13 protein-coding genes are annotated in these 17,399 nt (G+C 74.5%); 6 read left to right on the top strand and 7 right to left on the bottom strand.

The window, feature by feature from the left end; all coding sequences use genetic code 11:
- Positions 1 to 51: 51 nt before the first annotated feature.
- Positions 52 to 1,230 (bottom strand): hypothetical protein, encoded by a 1,179-nt coding sequence (locus QBL21_RS14480; RefSeq protein ID WP_407562588.1) that lies wholly within the window; start codon positions 1,228 to 1,230, stop codon positions 52 to 54.
- 182 nt (positions 1,231 to 1,412) lie between these two features.
- Between QBL21_RS14480 and QBL21_RS14475 the strand changes: the two genes are divergently transcribed.
- Both QBL21_RS14475 and QBL21_RS14470 read left to right on the top strand, forming a co-directional pair.
- Positions 1,413 to 2,519, top strand: a complete 1,107-nt coding sequence (locus QBL21_RS14475) for a chitinase (RefSeq protein ID WP_407562587.1) — start codon at positions 1,413 to 1,415, stop codon at positions 2,517 to 2,519.
- 141 nt (positions 2,520 to 2,660) lie between these two features.
- A complete protein-coding gene (locus tag QBL21_RS14470; RefSeq protein ID WP_407562586.1) occupies positions 2,661 to 5,594 on the top strand; it encodes a glycoside hydrolase family 2 TIM barrel-domain containing protein in 2,934 nt (977 codons plus the stop codon).
- Between the two features lie 160 nt (positions 5,595 to 5,754).
- On the opposite strand, the gene QBL21_RS14465 is transcribed toward QBL21_RS14470, so the two are convergent.
- Positions 5,755 to 6,987 carry a S8 family peptidase gene (locus tag QBL21_RS14465; RefSeq protein WP_407562585.1) on the bottom strand — a complete coding sequence of 411 codons (1,233 nt, stop codon included), beginning with the start codon at positions 6,985 to 6,987 and terminating at the stop codon, positions 5,755 to 5,757.
- Between the two features lie 192 nt (positions 6,988 to 7,179).
- Positions 7,180 to 8,094 carry a LysR family transcriptional regulator gene (locus QBL21_RS14460; RefSeq protein ID WP_407562584.1) on the bottom strand — a complete coding sequence of 305 codons (915 nt, stop codon included), beginning with the start codon at positions 8,092 to 8,094 and terminating at the stop codon, positions 7,180 to 7,182.
- A gap of 263 nt (positions 8,095 to 8,357) precedes the next feature.
- Here QBL21_RS14460 and QBL21_RS14455 point away from each other — a divergent pair, with 263 nt between their 5' ends.
- The 3 genes from QBL21_RS14455 to QBL21_RS14445 all read left to right on the top strand — a co-directional run bounded on the left by QBL21_RS14455 (position 8,358) and on the right by QBL21_RS14445 (position 13,575).
- Positions 8,358 to 9,680, top strand: coding sequence for a TRADD-N-associated membrane domain-containing protein (locus QBL21_RS14455; RefSeq protein WP_407562583.1), 1,323 nt, complete (start codon positions 8,358 to 8,360; stop codon positions 9,678 to 9,680).
- A 185-nt stretch (positions 9,681 to 9,865) separates the two neighbouring features.
- Positions 9,866 to 12,178, top strand: a complete 2,313-nt coding sequence (locus QBL21_RS14450) for a chitinase C-terminal domain-containing protein (protein WP_407562582.1) — start codon at positions 9,866 to 9,868, stop codon at positions 12,176 to 12,178.
- Positions 12,179 to 12,429: 251 nt separating this feature from the next.
- Positions 12,430 to 13,575 carry an LLM class flavin-dependent oxidoreductase gene (locus tag QBL21_RS14445; RefSeq protein WP_407562581.1) on the top strand — a complete coding sequence of 382 codons (1,146 nt, stop codon included), beginning with the start codon at positions 12,430 to 12,432 and terminating at the stop codon, positions 13,573 to 13,575.
- A gap of 56 nt (positions 13,576 to 13,631) precedes the next feature.
- Here QBL21_RS14445 and QBL21_RS14440 read toward each other — a convergent pair whose 3' ends face one another.
- Genes QBL21_RS14440 through QBL21_RS14430 form a run of 3 tightly spaced genes read right to left on the bottom strand, consistent with a single transcriptional unit; the run spans position 13,632 to position 15,649 of the window.
- Positions 13,632 to 14,561 (bottom strand): MauE/DoxX family redox-associated membrane protein, encoded by a 930-nt coding sequence (locus tag QBL21_RS14440; protein WP_407562580.1) that lies wholly within the window; start codon positions 14,559 to 14,561, stop codon positions 13,632 to 13,634.
- Between the two features lie 31 nt (positions 14,562 to 14,592).
- Positions 14,593 to 15,210: a cell wall protein gene (locus QBL21_RS14435; protein ID WP_407562579.1), complete on the bottom strand. Its 618-nt coding sequence runs from the start codon at positions 15,208 to 15,210 to the stop codon at positions 14,593 to 14,595.
- Between the two features lie 13 nt (positions 15,211 to 15,223).
- A complete protein-coding gene (locus QBL21_RS14430; RefSeq protein WP_407562578.1) occupies positions 15,224 to 15,649 on the bottom strand; it encodes a hypothetical protein in 426 nt (141 codons plus the stop codon).
- A 373-nt stretch (positions 15,650 to 16,022) separates the two neighbouring features.
- Here QBL21_RS14430 and QBL21_RS14425 point away from each other — a divergent pair, with 373 nt between their 5' ends.
- Positions 16,023 to 16,556: a TerD family protein gene (locus tag QBL21_RS14425; RefSeq protein WP_407562577.1), complete on the top strand. Its 534-nt coding sequence runs from the start codon at positions 16,023 to 16,025 to the stop codon at positions 16,554 to 16,556.
- Between the two features lie 72 nt (positions 16,557 to 16,628).
- On the opposite strand, the gene QBL21_RS14420 is transcribed toward QBL21_RS14425, so the two are convergent.
- The gene (locus QBL21_RS14420; protein WP_407562576.1) at positions 16,629 to 17,363 is read right to left on the bottom strand and encodes an IclR family transcriptional regulator; all 735 of its coding nucleotides are present in this window, start codon (positions 17,361 to 17,363) and stop codon (positions 16,629 to 16,631) included.
- Positions 17,364 to 17,399: the final 36 nt, after the last annotated feature.

The following is a 17,399-nucleotide window of genomic DNA, read 5'->3' as shown; positions in this document are numbered from 1 at the left end:
CGGCCGGTGAGGGGGCGGCCGGTGAGGGGCACCGCGGGCCGGGGCGGGGGTTCAGCGGTGGCCGTGGTGCGGGTGGTGTGGATGATGCGGGTGGTGCGGGTGGACCGTGCGGCGCCAGACGTCGAGCAGGCGGCCGGCCGAGCCGCCGACCGGGCCGACGGCGTCGGCGAGGACGTCCGGCGCGGGCAGCCGCGCGGAGGCGACGGCCGGCACCGCCTCCGCCGGGTCGTCGATGGTCGAGGAGCAGACCGCCAGCAGGTAGTCCGGCACGGTCAGTCCGGCGCCGGTGACGCCGACCAGCGGCACGCCGACGGCGGCGACCAGCGGGAAGACGGTGCCGGGGATGCCGACCGCGGCCTCGGCCCGGGCCGCCGCCCGGATCGACGGCACGTCGCTGATCTCGTACGCGTCCCAGAGTTTGGGGTCCTCGCGCGGGTGCAGGCCCACCAGGATCCGCTTGCCCGCGGCCCGCAGCTTCCCGGCCGCGGCGAGCAGCAGTTCGGTGCCGGGCGCGGCGCCGCCGGTGCCGTCGGGGCGGGTGACGCTGGTCAGTACGAGGACGAGCCCCGGCTCCGGCCGGTGGGCCGGCAGCGCGTCGGTCTGCGGCGAGCCGACCGCCCGGATCCGGCGGCGCAGGCCGAGGTAGCCGGCGAACGCGCGCGCCTCGGCCGGCGAGGAGGAGGTGACCGCGCGCAGCCGGGGCCGCAGCAGCCGGGCGCCCGGGGCCTCCTGCGGGCCGAGGTAGGCGAGGGAGCCGGCCGCCACCGGCAGCCGCGGGAAGCGCGCGAGGCACTCCAGCGGCCAGTCACCGGCGCCGGTGACGACCAGCAGATCGGCGCGCGGCGCGGTCCGCGGGGTGGCGACGGGCACGGGGTCGCCGGGCTGCACTCCGGAGGTGTCGGGCACGAGCTGCGTGATCCGTACGCCGCGCCGTCCGGCCTCCGCGAGCAGCGGCCTGACATGGTACGTACCCCAGGGCTCGTTCGTGGCGACGAGCACCCGCAACGGCCGCCCGGGGCGCCCGCGGTGACCGCCGCCGGCCAGTGCGGGGCCGGCGCCGAGGGCGGCGAGGCCGGCGGCACCGGCGGTCGCGGTGAGGCCGCGGAGCACGCCGCGGCGGGACGGCGAGGACGGGGGGGACGCGTCGGGCGCGGCGGATCCGGCCGCGGCGACGGGGACTTCGGGGACGTTCGGGCCGGCGGGGACTCCCGTGCCGTACGTGGTGGGCATGGGCGGCACGCTAGGCAACGTCACGAACTCGCAGGTGAACGCGGCACGAACAGCTTCCCCGCGCCCGCCTCGCGCGACTTTGGTCCAGACCTCTTGACGAAAGGTCTGGACCAACTTACGTTGTGCCGCAGCGCAACACGTACCTCTCCTGGCAACCCCACAGCCCAGAAGGCGAGCGTGTCATGCAGTCTGCGATCAGCCGGACGCTGCGTCTGTTCGGCATCGGCCTCACGCTGGTGCTCGCCGCCCAGCTCCCCGCCGCGGCGGCGACCCCGCCCGAGGCGCCCGGGCCCGCGGCGGCACAGCCCGCGGCGGCAGCACCAACGGCGGCCGAGACCTGTCCCACCAAGCCCAAGCCCGCGGGCAAGATCCTCCAGGGCTACTGGGAGAACTGGGACGGCGCCGCCAACGGCGTGCACCCGCCGTTCGGCTGGACGCCGATCACCGATCCCGGCATCCGCACCCACGGCTACAACGTCATCAACGCCGCCTTCCCCGTCATCCTCTCGGACGGCACGGTCAAGTGGGAGGACGGGATGGACAACACCGTGAAGGTCGCAACCCCGGCCGAGATGTGCGCGGCCAAGGCGAGCGGCGCGACCATCCTGATGTCCCTCGGCGGCGCCACGGCCGGCGTCGACCTCAGCTCCAGCGCCGTCGCCGACCGGGTCGTCGCCACGCTGGTGCCGATCCTCAAGCAGTACAACTTCGACGGCATCGACATCGACATCGAGACCGGCCTCGTCGGCAGCGGCAACATCAACCAGCTCTCCCCCTCGCAGACCAACCTCATCCGCATCATCGACGGCGTCCTCGCCCGGATGCCCGACGGCTTCGGCCTGACGATGGCCCCCGAGACGGCGTACGTCACCGGCGGCAGCGTGGTCTACGGCTCGATCTGGGGCGCGTACCTGCCGATCATCAAGAAGTACGCGGACAACGGCCGGCTGTGGTGGCTCAACATGCAGTACTACAACGGCAGCATGTACGGCTGCTCCGGCGACTCGTACCAGGCGGGCACCGTCCAGGGCTTCGTCGCCCAGACCGAGTGCCTGAACCGCGGCCTCGTCGTCCAGGGCACCACCATCCGCGTCCCGTACGACAAGCAGGCCCCCGGGCTGCCGGCGCAGCCCGGGGCGGGCGGCGGCCACATGTCGCCGGGGCTGGTCTCGCAGGCGTGGAGCCACTTCGGCGGCGCGCTCAAGGGCCTGATGACCTGGTCGATCAACTGGGACGGCTCGCGGAACTGGAGCTTCGGCAACAACGTCAAGTCGATCCAGGGCCGCTGACCAGCCGCGCCGGCCGGACCCCCGCCGGCCGGCGCGGCTCCCGGAGAGCGAGGGGACCGGGACGGAAGTCCAACCGGTGTCCGAAAAGTCCAACGGATGAGGGCGCGGCGTCGGTTGTGCCGCGCCCCTCGGCGGGATCAGATGGATCTCATGCGCGATCCGGCCCTCCCCGCCCACGAAGACCCCGCACCCGGCACCGGCACCCTGCCGCCGCGCGCCTGGTATGCCCGCTCCGACGCCGCCCGGCTGCCGCTGAACGGGGCCTGGCGCTTCCGGCTCTCACCCGCCGCCGCCACCCACGACACGTCCTTCGCCGACCCCGGCCACGACACCTCCGGCTGGGACGAGATCGCGGTCCCCGGCCACTGGGTGCTCCAGGGCGGCGGCCGGCACGGCGCGCCCGCGTACACCAACACCCCCTACCCCTTCCCGGTCGACCCGCCGCGGGTGCCCGCCGAGAACCCGACCGGCGACCACCTGCGCACCTTCGACCTGCCCGCCGGCTGGCCCGCCGCCCCGCTCCCCGCGGGCGGCCCCGCAGACGGAGAGACCCTGCTGCGCTTCGACGGGGTCGACTCGCACGCGCGGGTGTGGCTGAACGGCACGGAGCTGGGCGAGTTCAAGGGCTCGCGGCTGCCCCACGAGTTCGCCGTCGGCGCGCTGCTGCGCCCCGCGGGCAACGTGCTGGCGGTCCGCGTCCACCAGTGGTCCTCCGGCTCCTATCTGGAGGACCAGGACCAGTGGTGGCTGCCCGGCATCTTCCGCGACGTCACGCTGCTGCACCGGCCCGCGGGCGCCGTGCGCGACTTCTTCGTGCACGCCTCGTACGACCACCTGGCCGGCACGGGCACGCTGCGCGTCGACTGCGCGCCCGGCGGCCGGGTCACCGTGCCCGAGCTGGGCCTCGACCTCGCCACCGGCGAGTCCGCCACGCTGCCGGTCGAGCCGTGGACCGCCGAGACCCCGCGGCTCTACGGCGCCGAACTGGCCACCGCGGGCGAGCGGATCCCGCTGCGCGTGGGGTTTCGCACCGTCGCCGTCGAGGACGGCGTGCTCCGGGTCAACGGCCGCCGCATCCTGCTGCGCGGCGTGAACCGGCACGAGTTCCACCCCGAGCACGGCCGCGCCGTCGACGAGGCGACGATGCGCGCCGACGTGCTGCTGATGAAGCGGCACAACATCAACGCGGTACGCACCAGCCACTACCCGCCGCACCCCGCGTTCCTCGACCTCTGCGACGAGCTGGGGCTGTGGGTGATCGACGAGTGCGACCTGGAGACGCACGGCTTCCACGCCCTCGGCTGGCGCGGCAACCCCGTCGCCGACGAGCGCTGGACCCCGGCGCTGCTGGACCGCGCGGAGCGGATGGTCGAGCGGGACAAGAACCATCCGTCGGTCATCCTGTGGTCGCTCGGCAACGAGTGCGGCTCCGGCGCCGGCCTGACCGCGATGGCCGACTGGATCCGCGCCCGCGACCCCGGCCGGCTCCTGCACTACGAGGGCGACCCCACCAGCCGCGACACCGACGTCTACTCGCGGATGTACGCCGACCACGACGAGGTCCGCCGCATCGGCGAGCGCACCGAGGACCCGCTCGACGACCCGGCGCTGGACGCGCGCCGGCGCTCGCAGCCGTTCGTGCTGTGCGAGTACGCGCACGCCATGGGCAACGGCCCCGGCGGACTGGCGGACTACCAGCGGCTGTTCGAGACGTACGAGCGCTGCCAGGGCGGCTTCGTCTGGGAGTGGATCGACCACGGGATCGCCCACCCCGAGCTGGGCTTCGCCTACGGCGGCGACTTCGGCGAGGAGTTGCACGACGGCAGCTTCGTCTGCGACGGGCTGCTGTTCCCGGACCGCACGCCCTCGCCGGGGCTCACCGAGTTCGCCCACGTGGTCCAGCCGGTGCGCATCGAGGGCGGGGACGCCCCCGGCCAGGCGGTCGTCACCAACCTGCACGACTTCGCCGGCCTGGACCACCTCGCGTTCTCCTGGACGTACGCGGTCGACGGCGCGGAGGTCGAGGGGGGTTCCGCCGCGGTGCCGCCGCTGGCGCCGGGCGAGAGCGCGAAGGTCGAACTGCCCGCGCCCGGTGTGCCCGCCGCGGGCGAGGCGCAGTGGACCGTCACCGCCCGGCTCGCCGCGGACACCCCCTGGGCACCGGCCGGGCACGTGGTGGCGCGCGGGCAGTGGACCGCCGCGCCGCGCCCGCCGCTGGCGCGGCCCTCGGGGGCGGCGCCCGTACGCGACGACGCGCTGATCCGGCTCGGCCCGGCGGTGTTCGACGGGCTGACCGGCGAGCCGCGGACGCTGGCCGGGGTGCCCGTGGAGGGCCTGCGGCTTGCGGTGTGGCGGGCGCCGACGGACAACGACCTCGGCGCCGACTGGCAGCCGGAGACCGAGCTGGCGCGGCGCTGGCGCAAGGCCGGGCTGCACCGGCTGCGGCACCGGACGGACGCGGTGGAGGCCGCGGACGGCGCGCTGACGGTCCGTACCCGGGTGGCGCCCGCGGCCACCGACCTGGGGCTGGCCGCCGAGTTCCGCTGGACCGCCGACGCGGACCGGGTGGCGCTGACCGTGGCCGTGACGCCGGAAGGCGAGTGGCCGGTGCCGCTGCCGCGGCTCGGGATCCGCTTCGCGCTGCCCGCGGCGTACGGCGCGGTGCGCTGGTACGGCGGCGGGCCCGGCGAGGCGTACCCGGACACGGGCACCGCGGCGCTGCTGGGCCGCTGGTCGGCGGGGGTGGACGAACTGCACACGCCGTACGTGCGCCCGCAGGAGAACGGCGCGCGCGCCCGGGTGCGCTGGGCGGAGCTGACGGACGCCGGGGCCGGGCTGCGGGTCGAGGGCGAGCCGGAGTTCGCGCTCACGGCCCGGCGCTGGACCACCGCGGAGCTGGACGCCGCCACGCACCGGACGGACCTGGTGCCGGGCGACCGCGTGCACGTGACGCTGGACCACGCCCGGCACGGCATCGGCTCCGCGTCCTGCGGTCCTGGCGTGCTGCCCCGGTACGAACTGACGGCGCGCCCGGCGGCGTTCACGTTCGTCTTCGCCGCCGCCGGCGGGCGCTGACGCGCGGGGCCCGCCCCGCCCGGGTCGTCCCGGGCGGGGCAGGCCGTGGCGCCGGTCTCCTGGAGGGGTGGCGTCGCCGGCGGGGCCTGCGACGCCGACAAAAGTGTCGGCGCTGTCAGCGCGGTCGTCTCTGCCGGATCTGCCGGATCTGTCGGTTCGGTCAGAACAGCGAGTAGAGCAGGCGGTTCGGCGAGCCGGTGCGCGGGTCCTGCACCTTGTTCGGCGTGGTGTTGTTGACGATGGCCTGGCCGACCTGGGCGGGCGTGGCCGAGGGGTTGCCCTGGAGGTACAGCGCGGCGACGCCCGCGGTGTGCGGGGTGGCCATCGAGGTGCCGGAGATGGTGTTGGTGGCGCTGTCGGAGGTGTACCAGCCGGAGGTGATGCTCACGCCGGGCGCGAACAGGTCCAGGCAGGTGCCGAAGTTGGACCAGGAGGCACGCCGGTCGGTCCGGTCCGTGGCGCCGACCGTGATGGCCTCGGGCACCCGGGCGGGCGAGTAGTTGCAGGCGTTCTGCGGGGTGCCGAAGATGTCGCCGTTGCCGGCGGCGATCGCGTACGTCACGCCGGAGGCGACGGAACGCTTGACGGCGTTGTCGAGCGTGGTGCTGGCGCCGCCGCCCAGGCTCATGTTGGCCACGGACGGGCCGGAGGCGTTGGCGGTCACCCAGTCGATGCCGGCCGCGACGCCCGCGGTGCTGCCGGAGCCGCTACAGCTCAGGACGCGTACGGCGACGAGCTTCGACTGCTTGGCCACGCCGTACGTGCTGCCGCCGACGGTGCCCGCGACGTGGGTGCCGTGGCCGTTGCAGTCCTGGCCGTTCTGGCCGCCGCCGACGGTGTCGGTGCCGACCGAGGCGCGCCCGCCGAACTCGTTGTGCGTGGTGCGGATGCCGGTGTCGATGATGTAGGCGGTGACGTCGGCCGCGGTGGTGTTGTACGTGTACGTGGTGCTCAGCGGCAGGTCGCGCTGGTCGATGCGATCCAGGCCCCAGGTGGCGTTGTTCTGGGTCTCGGCGAGCCGCATGACGGCGTCCTGCTCGACGTACGCGACCCGCGGGTCGCGGGCCAGCTCGGCGGCCTCCGCCTTGCTCATCTCGGCGGAGAAGCCGCGCAGCGCGGTGCGGTAGACGTGCTCGGGCGCCGCGTCCGCGGTGCCGGCGAGGTCGCGGGCCACGGAGCGGGTCTCGGACTTGGTGACCTCGCCGTTCTTCAGCACGACGATCCACTGGCCGTCGATGGCCGTCGCGGCCGGGGCGAGACGGAGGTCGCCGTCGGCGGGAGCGCTGTTCGCGCCGGTGCCGGCGGCCAGTTGGAGACCGGCGGCCAGACCGAGCGCGGTGAGCACCGTCGCCGCGCGGCGCAGGGGTGTGGGGGTGAGTCTCATCTCGTGCACCAGAACCTTTCGTTGACCGGATCACGGGCAATGAGGGGTAGTGCGGTGCGGGTGGCACGGCCCGGGTGCGGGCGGTGCACCGGCAGCGTCTCGCATGCCGGACGCCTCGACAAGTGGCAGGTTCACGCCAAATCGACGGGCGGAAGGCGCCCGTGGCGGCGGTGCGTACGGCCGCCCGGGGGCGGCGGGATCTCAGGTCGGGACGGACCGCGCCGCCGCGGCGCCGGCCGCCAGGGCGTCATGCAACTCCCGGGCGGCGGGCGGGATGACCCGGGTGCGGCTGCGCCAGAGCACCAGGTGCACGGCCGGGGCCGCGGCGCCCGCCAGCGGGCGCCAGGTGACCGCGCCGTGCCGCTCCAGCGGATCGCCGACCACCCCGAAGTCCGGCAGCACCGTCACCCCCAGCCCTTCGGCGACCAGTTGCTTCGCGGCGTCCGGGGAGTCGGCCGCGTACGCGGGCAGCGGCGGGCGGCCGGCGCCCAGGCGGTGCAGCAGCCGGTGCACGAGGCAGCCGGGGCGCACCCCGATCAGCGGCTCGGCGAGCAGTTCCACGGCGCCGATCTCGTCCAGTTCCGCCAGCGGACTGCCCGGGCTCAGGCACACCACCGGCCGGCCGCGCAGCAGTTCGGTGTCGTACAGGTCGGAGTGCGGGTCGTCGCCCGCGAGCCGGACGACGAGGCCCAGGTCGAGACCGCCTTCGACCAGCCCGCGGTGCACGGAGTCCGGCGTACCCGAGACGATTTCCACCCCGGTCTGCGGATGGGCCCCGCGGAACTCCCTGACGGCCGGCGCCAGCAGCGGCGCGGCGATCGCGCCGCCGGTGCCCAGGCGTATCGACCTGCTGACCCGGTGCTGCTCGTCGGCGGCCCGGCGGAGCCGGTCGACGGCGTCGAGCACGGCGGCGATGTGCGGCAGCAGCTCGCGGCCCGCGTCGCTGATCCGGGCGCCGGAGCGGCGCCGGTCCAGCAGGTCGACGCCCAGCTCGCGCTCCAGGTTCCGTACGGTCTCACTGAGCGCCGGCTGCGAGAGGTGCAGCGATTCCGCGGCGCGCCGCAGAGAGCCGAACCGGGTGACCGCGGCCACGTACTCCAGTTGCTGTATGCGCACCCCGACTCCCTGCTCCGCCGCAGGTCGAACACCCTAGCGCGGGCGGCGGGCGGGAATTCGGGCCGCGCCGGGGGCCGTGACCGGAAATCGGCGGAAGGTGCCCCGGAAATGCTTTGGCGGGAGGCGGAAATGCCTTGTCACAAAGGTTTGTGAACACGGTATTTCGAGTCTGTGCAACCTCGGGCCCGCGCCCCGCGCCCCGCGCTCCCGCTCCGTTGTCCGATTCCCCTGCCGGCGGACGCAAGATCGGCGATCCTGGTCCGATGCCCGATCCTCCCGCCGCCGGCACCGAGACGCCCGACCCGTCCGAGGACGAGATCGCGCGGTTCCTACGGCAGCGGTTCCGCTGGCGGATGACCGCCCTGGTGCTGTTGTGCGTCGTGCTGGCGGTATCCGGGGGCCTGCTGGTCCCCGCCCTTGAGCAGACGAAGTTCCGCCTCGCCCGCGCCACCGAACGGCTGGTCCCCCGCGGGCCGGTCGAATCCGGGGGCACGGCTTCCTACACCGCCCAGTTGGCCGGGCCGTCCGACAAGGTCAGGATCGAGCTGGGCGTCAGGCCCGCGGAGTCGCCGGTGACGTGCGAGCCCAGGACGGTGGACCTGGTGGTCCGCGGCCAGGGCGTGGACGGCGGGACCTGGCGGGGTACGTACCCCGGACCGGCAGCCGGCGGATTCGCGGCCGAGGTGCGCGTCTCGGAGCGGGCACGCACTATCTCCTGGGACATCACGCCGCTTGCCGGGGAGCAGGGGGACTCCTGCCGGTACGAGACCGCCGTGTTCGGCGTGAGTTCCGCGCGCGACTCGGACACGGGGACGATCCTGCTCGCCGTGGGCGTGCTCGGCGTGGGCGTGCTCGTCCTGGCCGCCCTGGTGTACCGCAAGCGCCACCTGCTCCGGCGGCCCCCGTGGCTGGCCCCCCTCGTCGAGGTGCAGCAGGCCCGCGCCCGGGAGCGGGCCGCGGAGCAGGGGATCGAGGACGCGCTGCGGCGCGGCCGGGGGCGCCCGGCGGAGCCCTGGCCGCCGGATCTGGACGACGAGGAGGACACCGAGCCCGTGAGCGGGGCGGGCGGGGCGGACCGGCCCGCCCGCCGGCGCCGGCGGCCCGCGCCCGCCGGCGAGCCGGACGCGCTGGTGCTGGCCGACCTGTGGACCGTCACCCACGCGCGGCTCGACAAGTACCACGGGATCGCCCAGACGCAGGCCCGGCACGCCTTCCGCAACGCCCAGGTGGCCATGGGCATCGGCTTCGGCATGCTGGTCGGCTTCACCGTCCTCGCCCTGATCGCCGACAACACCGCGACCAGCATCGTCGCCGGCGTGCTCGGGGCCTCCTCGGCCGCGCTCGCCGGGTTCATCGGCCGCACCTTCGTACGCTCCCAGGAGTCGACGGTCGAGACGCTGCGGGCGTACTTCACCCAGCCGCTGGAGTTCTCCCGCTATCTCGCCGCGGAGCGGCTGGTGGACGGCGCGGACCTCACCCGCGAGCAGCGCGCGGAGATCCTCGGCGCGATCGCCCAGGCCATCGTCGCCCAGCCCGGCGCGGCCCCGCAGGACCCGCAGCAGCAGAACCCCGGCAACGGCCGCTGACGCACGGCGGGTCCCCCTTCCGTACGGCCCCGGCCCCGGCGCGGAAAAGCGCAGTGGTACAGACCTCTTGACGCAATGGTCTAGTCCTTTTAGCCTGCTCCGCAGCCTCAGAGGTGCCGGACCGGGCGTGCACGCCCGGTCGGACGCGCATGCCCCGCTCGATCGACGAACCCCCTACGGGAGGAATGATCGTGCCATTTCCCAGTCGCGCGAGACGCACCCTGGCGGGAGTCGCCGCCGGCCTGGCCGGGCTGGTGCTCGGCCTCCTGTCCCCGCACACCGCCCAGGCCGCCGCGGCGGACGACGCGGCCTGCCGCCCCGACGGGCTCTACCAGACCCCCGGCGTGAACGTGCCGTACTGCACCGTCTACGACACCGAGGGCCGCGAGCTGCTGCCCAACGGCAGCAAGCGCCGCACCATCGGCTACTTCACCAACTGGCGCACCGGCCAGAACGGCCGCGACCGCTACCTCCCCTCCGACATCCCCTGGAACAAGGTCACCCACCTCAACTACGCCTTCGCGCACGTCTCCCCCGCCAACCGGCTCTCCGTCGGCGGGAACACCCCCGCCAACCCGAGCACCGGGATGACCTGGCCCGGCGTGCCCGGCGCGGAGATGGACCCGGCGTACGCGTACAACGGGCACTTCAACCTGCTGAACAAGTACAAGAAGCAGCACCCGGGCGTGAAGACGCTCGTCTCGGTCGGCGGCTGGGCGGAGACCGGCGGCTACTTCGACGACAGCGGCAAGCGCGTCGGCTCCGGCGGCTTCTACACCATGACCACCAACGCCGACGGCTCGGTCAACCAGGCGGGCATCGAGACGTTCGCGAACTCCGCCGTCGACTTCGTGCGCACCTACGGCTTCAACGGCGTCGACATCGACTACGAGTACCCCACCTCGATGAAGGACGCCGGCCACCCGCTGGACTGGCCGATCGCCAACGCCCGCCGCGGCGGCCTCAACAAGAGCTACTCCGTGCTCATGAAGACCCTGCGCGAGAAGCTCGACCGCGCGAGCGCCGCCGACGGCAAGCACTACCTGCTGACCGCCGCCGGTCCCTCCTCCGGCTACCTGCTGCGCGGCATGGAGACGTACGACACGGCGAAGTACCTCGACTACGTCAACATCATGTCGTACGACCTGCACGGCACCTGGAACGAGTTCGTCGGCCCCAACGCCGCGCTCTACGACGACGGCAAGGACGCCGAGCTGGCCCGCTGGAACGTCTACAACACCCCGCAGTACGGCGGCATCGGCTATCTGAACGGGGACTGGGCGTACCACTACTTCCGGGGCCTGATGCCCCCCGGCCGGATCAACCTCGGGCTGCCGTACTACACCCGGGGCTGGCGGAACGTCACCGGCGGTACCGACGGCCTCTGGGGCACCTCGAAGACGTCCACCTGCCCGGCGGGCTCCGGTCTGACCAGTTGCGGGGACGGCGCGGTCGGGGTCGACAACATCTGGCACGACCTCGACGACAACGGCCGGGAGTCCCCGGCCGGGTTCAACCCGATGTGGCACGCCAAGAATTTGGAGCGCGGCATCGTCGGCGACTACCTGCCGGACTTCGGGCTGCCCGCGGACACGAAGCTGACGGGCACGTACGCCCGCAAGTACAGCGCCGCGATGGAGGCGCCGTGGCTGTGGAACGCCGAGAAGAAGGTGTTCATGTCCACCGAGGACGAGCAGTCGATCGCCGCGAAGGCGAAGTACATCGTCGACAAGGGCCTCGGCGGCGCGATGATCTGGGAGCTGGCCGGCGACTACGGCTGGAACGCCGCCAAGGGCCAGTACGAGGCCGGCGACACGCTCACCACCACGCTGCACGACGCCTTCACCGCCGCGCCCGGCTACGGCGCGAAGCGGGCGACCACGCAGCTCCCCACCGAGACCGTGGACATCGGCGTGGACCTGCACGGCTTCGCGCTCGGCGACTCCAACTACCCCATCAACCCCAAGGTCCGGTTCACCAACAACACCAAGGTGACCATCCCCGGCGGCACGGAGTTCCAGTTCGACTACGCCACCTCCGCGCCGAACAACGCCGGCGACCAGTCCGGCTGGGGCGCCCGGGTGATCCGCAGCGACCATCCCGGCACGGGGAACGCCGGCGGGCTGAAGGGCGACTACCACCGGGTCTCGGTGAAGCTGCCGGGCCACCAGTCGCTGGCGCCGGGCGCGTCGGTGGACATGGCCTTCGTCTACCACCTGCCCGTCTCCACCCCGTCGAACTGGACCGTGACGCTCGGCGGCAAGTCCTTCGCGCTCGCCGGCGACCTGGCCCGCGGCACCACGCCCGGCGACCCGGGCGGCGGCGGGGGCAACCCCGGCACCTGCACCGCGCCCGCCTGGGCGGGCGCGACGGTGTACAACTCCGGCGCCGAGGTCTCCCACGGCGGCCGCACCTGGCGGGCGAAGTGGTGGACGCAGGGCCAGGAGCCCGGCACCACCGGTGAGTGGGGTGTCTGGCAGGACCTCGGGGCCTGCTGACCCCGGCCCCGCGGACCGCGGAAGGCCCGGTACCCCTCCGCCCCGGGCCTTCCGCTCCGACCGCGGCGGGCGCGCGTCACCCACCCGCCCCGCGCCCGCCGCTCGCTGCCGCCCGCGCCGTCACCGCGGGCGGCAGCGCCCGTCCTCGCGCACTCCCGAATCCGGGAACACGGGAATACGGGAATACGGAGCCCCCCTCCTGTTGTCGGCATGGTGGGAAACCACAGACATCGGACGACCAGGAGGAACACGTGGCGGCACCGGACGTGACGGCACCCGACGCGCAGGACGAGATACGGGGCCGGGTGGCCGGCTCCGCCCCCGTCCCGCTGTCCGTGCTGGACCTGGCCACCGTGGGGGCCGGGTACACCGCGGGCGACGCCCTGCGCACCGGGGTGGCGCTGGCCCGGCTCGCCGAGGCGCGCGGCTTCCACCGCTACTGGGTGGCCGAGCACCACTCGATGCCGGGCGTGGCCTCCTCCTCCCCCGCCGTGATCCTGGCGCATCTGGCCGCGCACACCCGGACCCTCAGGCTCGGCTCCGGCGGCGTGATGCTGCCCAACCACGCGCCGCTCGTCGTCGCCGAGCAGTTCGGCACGCTGGAGGCACTGGCCCCGGGCCGGGTCGACCTGGGCCTGGGCCGCGCGCCCGGCACGGACGGCGCCACGGCGGCGGCGCTGCGGCGCACGGAGCGGCTGCACGAGGGTGCGGAGGAGTTCCCGCAGCAGCTCGCGGAGCTGATCCGGTTCCTCGACGACGACTTCCCCGACGGCCATCCGTACCGCAGGATCCACGCCGTGCCGGGGCCGGTGCAGGGCAGCGCGCCCGGCGGTGTGCAGTCGGCGCACCGGCCGCCGGTGTGGCTGCTGGGCTCGTCGATGTTCAGCGCCCGGCTCGCCGCGGAGCTGGGGCTGCCGTTCGCCTTCGCCCACCACTTCGCCGGGCAGCACACCGGGCCCGCGCTGGAGCTGTACCGCGAGGCGTTCCAGCCGTCGGCCGCGCTCTCCGCCCCGTACGCCCTGATCGGCGTCTCGGTGCTGGCCGCCGAGGGCGCGCGGGAGGCGCGGCGGCAGGTCACCGCGGGGGCGCTGAGCATGCTGCGGCTGCGCACCGGCCGGCCCGGTCTGGTGCCGGCGCCGGAGGAGGCGGAGGCGTACCAGTTCAGCCCGCTGGAGCGGGAGTTCGCCGACTCCTGGATCGGCAACGTGGTGCACGGCACCCCGGACGAGGTGTGCACCGGCCTGGACGACCTGCGCAAGCGCACGGGGGCCGACGAGCTGATGCTCACCACGAACGTGCACGGGCCCGAGGCGCGGCTGCGTTCGTACGAGCTGATCGCGGACGCCTACGCCATGCCGTCCGCCGCCGCGGCGGACGCGGCCGGCGCCGGCGCGTAACCGGCGGACCGCGGCGGTGCCCGGAGCCTGTGCGGGACGGGCTCCGGGCACCGTCGTCAGACGCGTTCGCCGAGCAGCGCGCCGGGGCGCTCCCGGCCGGCGGTGACGTCCACGCGCTCGCCGGTCTCCTCGTCGACGACGCCGACGCGGATCACCGGCGGACGCGGGCTGTCGAGGCCGGCCCTGGCATCCATGGCGAAGACCACGGACACCGGCCGGCCGGGGCCCTCGGCGCCGGCCTGGCCGGTGTCGTAGAACCCGGTGTAGCGCAGGAAGCGCCAGCCCTCCTCGTCCCAGTGCTCGCGCAGCCCGGAGCGGACGATATGGATCACCGTCTGCCAGGCCAGCGAGCGTTCCAGCAGTTCGACGGAGCCCTCGACGGGCACCGCCTCGGGGTCGCCGCCGGGCCCGTGCAGCGGGTTGCCGAAGAGCCGCAGCCGCAGCCGGCGCAGCGGCAGCCGGACGGCCCGGTCGGGGTCGCCGAAGAGCAGCCAGGCCAGCGCCGTGCCCGCGGCGAGCAGGCCGAGCGCGGCGCCCGGCCGGTCCCGCAGCGCCTCCCACCAGGGCCCGCCGGCCGGGGCCGGGATGCCGTCGGCGGCGGCGCCGTCGGCCAGCACGACCGTCCCGCCGGCGAGCACGAACCCGGCCCTGGCGAAGGCCCGTACCCCGATGGGCGCCTTGTCCCGCGCGGTGCAGCCGCAGGACGAGTCGGGCGCGGTGGCCCTGGCGTAGCCGAGGTACGCCGCGAAGGCGGCGCCGGTGAGCGCCGCGACCGCGCCGGTGACCAGCGGCACCGGCAGGGCCACCAGCGCGAGGGCGACGAGCAGTTCCGCCGCCCCGACCGCGCGCAGCGCGACCGTGGCCCGCGGCAGCCCGCCGAGCTTGCGCTCCAGCACGGTGCCCGACGCCTGCACGGGGGTGTTGCGTCCGAACAGCTTGGTGCTCCCGGTCCAGCCGAGCACGCCGCCGACCAGCAGTGCGATCATGCTGCCTCCGTCCTCGTAGTGGCCGCGCCGGTCAGTGCCCGACGGTGATCCTGGCGATGTCGACCGCCCCGTCCTTGGGGCGCCAGGCGCCCAGCACCAGCGCGTGCTGCCCCATCCGCACCCCCGACAGGTCGTCGGTGAGCGCGGCGCCCGCGTACGAGGCGGTGGAGCGGCCCGGGACGATGCGGCCGATCAGCTCGCCGCCGTGGTAGCCGAGGGCCAGCCGGTCCTTGGAGATGCCGCGGACGGTGACGTCGATGTTGACGATGTTCACCCAGACCGCGTCGGCGGCGATGGTGCCGTCGGGCATCTCCAGGCCGCGGGCGTAGAGCCCGTCGCCGGTCTCGACGTCGTCGGCGGTGGTGGGGTGGAGCTTCCAGATGCTGGTGGCGTTGGTGAGCTGGATGCGGTGCCGTTCGCCGTACGACCCGGTGACGTGCAGCAGGGTGCCGCCGTCGATGCCGGTGATGAGCCCCTCGGCGAACGAGGTGGCGGCGACCGCCGGGTCGAGCGGCGGGGTGGGCGCCGCGAACGCGGCGTCGGGGTCCACGGCGCCCAGCGCCGTGGCGCCGACGACGGTGGCGCCGCCGAGTGCGCTGGCGGACAGGAAGCGCCGCCGGTCGAACGTCGAGCCCGTTGCTTCGTTCATGGCCGCGCCTCCTTCACTCGTAGATCCACACGCCGGTCTTGCCGGAGCTGAGGCTGGCGATCTGGGAGTACGCCGCGGGCGTCAGGTCCAGGATGCGGTTGGTGCGGCAGACGCCGTTGCAGCAGGCCGCCTCGCCGCAGAAGCTCTTGGTGCGCGGGCCGCAGTCGGTGATCGTGATGCAGACGGCCGCCTTGGAGCACTCCTGGACGACGCGCATGACGGCGCCGCAGCCGCGGCGCGGGATGCCGCCCTCGCCGCACAGGTCGGGCCGGGTGATGTCCCAGCAGGCCGCCGAGGCGTTCGGCCAGGCGCCGTGGTTCGAGGCGGAGCGGCAGTTGCCGCAGGCGCCGCCGCCGGCGGAGCCGCAGGGGCCCCAGGCAGCGCCGCAGCAGAACCAGGTGGCCTCGCCGCGCCAGAGGTAGTTCGTACTGCAAGCCATGTGTTCGAGCTCCCTTCAGATTGGCCCGTACATGACAGTCCGAGGTGCCATGTGGGGGTGCCGTACGGGTGCCGAGAGCCCGCCGTGGGGGCACGTGTGGCGGACGGCCCGAGCGTGACGCGCCGTATCCGCACCGTCAAACCGGCGCCGCGGCGCCAGTGGACCGGTCCTCTGGTGTAACCGCGGCGCAAGGGCGGCCGGACCGCCGCGGGCGCTCCCGTGCGCGCCGTGCGCGCCCGCTCCCCGCGTGCCGCCCCGCGCTCCCCGCACGCTGCTCCCCCGGGCGGCGGGACGTGACACGATAGGGGCAACCGGCGGACCGCGCCGGGCAGTTGTGCCGCAGGCACGCGGGATGACGGGAGAGGGGAGCCCGGTGACCGGTCTCAACAAGGGTGTCGGCAAGGTCGAGATCGCGCTGAAGTGGGACCCCAGTCCCCTCGGCGCGCCCTCCCACGACCTGGACCTGATCGCGGCGACGTACACCGCCGACGACCCGCGCGGCGAGCCGGCCTACCTGGTCCACTTCGACAGCCGCGCCCCCGACGGCACGATCACCCTCCAGCGGCACAGCGAGACCGGCCAGGGCTTCGGCGCCGACGAGGTGCTGACCCTGGAGTTCGAGCGCATCGCCCCCAGGTACGCCCGCGTCGTCGTCGGCGTCGCGATCCAGCAGGGCGCCGGGCGGATGACCTTCGGCGCGGTGACGGGCACCCGCGTGTACGTCCGCGACGGCCACGAGGAACTGGCCGCCGACGACTTCGCCTCGGTCGCCGGCGCCACCGCCGCCACCGTCGCCGAGTTCGTCCGCGTGGACTCCGGCACCTGGCAGTTCCGCCCCGTGCTGCACGGCTTCGACGCCGACCCCGCGTCGTTCTCGGCCCTCATGGGGAGCGTGCCCGGCAGTTGACGGCCGGCGCCGGCCCCGGGGGGGTACCACCGCGCCACGCAAGGCTGACGGTGGCACCCCTCCGGGCCGGCGCTAACGCCGCCAGGTGCTGAGCGAGTCGGACAGCTCCGCCGCGGCGGCCACGACGCGCTCCGTGATGTGCCCGGCGCGCTCGTCGTCGATGCGGAAGTGCGGCCCGGCGACCGTGACCGCGGCGACGACCTTCTCGCCCACCCCGATCGGCGCGGCCACCGCCCACACGCCCTCGTCGACCTCCGCCTCGCTCTTGGACCACCCCTGCGCGGCCACGGCCTGCACCTCCGCAAGCACCGCGTCCCGCTCGGCCGGCGACGGCGCGGGGCGCAGCCGCTCGAAGTAGCGCTGGGCCCACGCCTCGCCCATCGCGGCGAGCAGCACCTTGGGCCCGGCGCCGCGGTGCAGGCTCATGATCTGCCCCGGCTCGAACGACAGCCGGATCGTGTGCTCGGGGTGGCTCATCTCCACGCACGTCGCGAAGTCGCCCACGCGCCGGATCACGAGCGCCGCCTCGCCGGTGTCCTTCGACAGCCGCTCGACGAGCGGGCGGAGCACCCGGGAGACCGGGAACGCCTGCTCCGCGCTGCGGGCCAGCAGGAAGATCCGCGGCGAGAGCACGTACGTGCCGCCGCCGTTGTCCTCCACCATGTCCATCTCGCGCAGCAGCGAGACGAACCGGTACGCGGAGGGGACCGAGATCCCGACGGAGTGCGCGATCTCCTCCACGCTCAGCTCCGGCCCCTTCTCCGTGAAGAGAAGAAGGATCTTCAGCACCCTCCTGGCGCTGTCCACGCCGGGGGTCCGCTCCCGCCCTTCTGACACGATGCG

It is taken from the genome of Streptomyces sp. 184, assembly GCF_045781775.1.
Lineage (GTDB): Bacteria > Actinomycetota > Actinomycetes > Streptomycetales > Streptomycetaceae > Streptomyces.
Note: the sequence above shows the minus strand (reverse complement) of the source record. Positions and strands in the feature narration are given on the sequence as shown.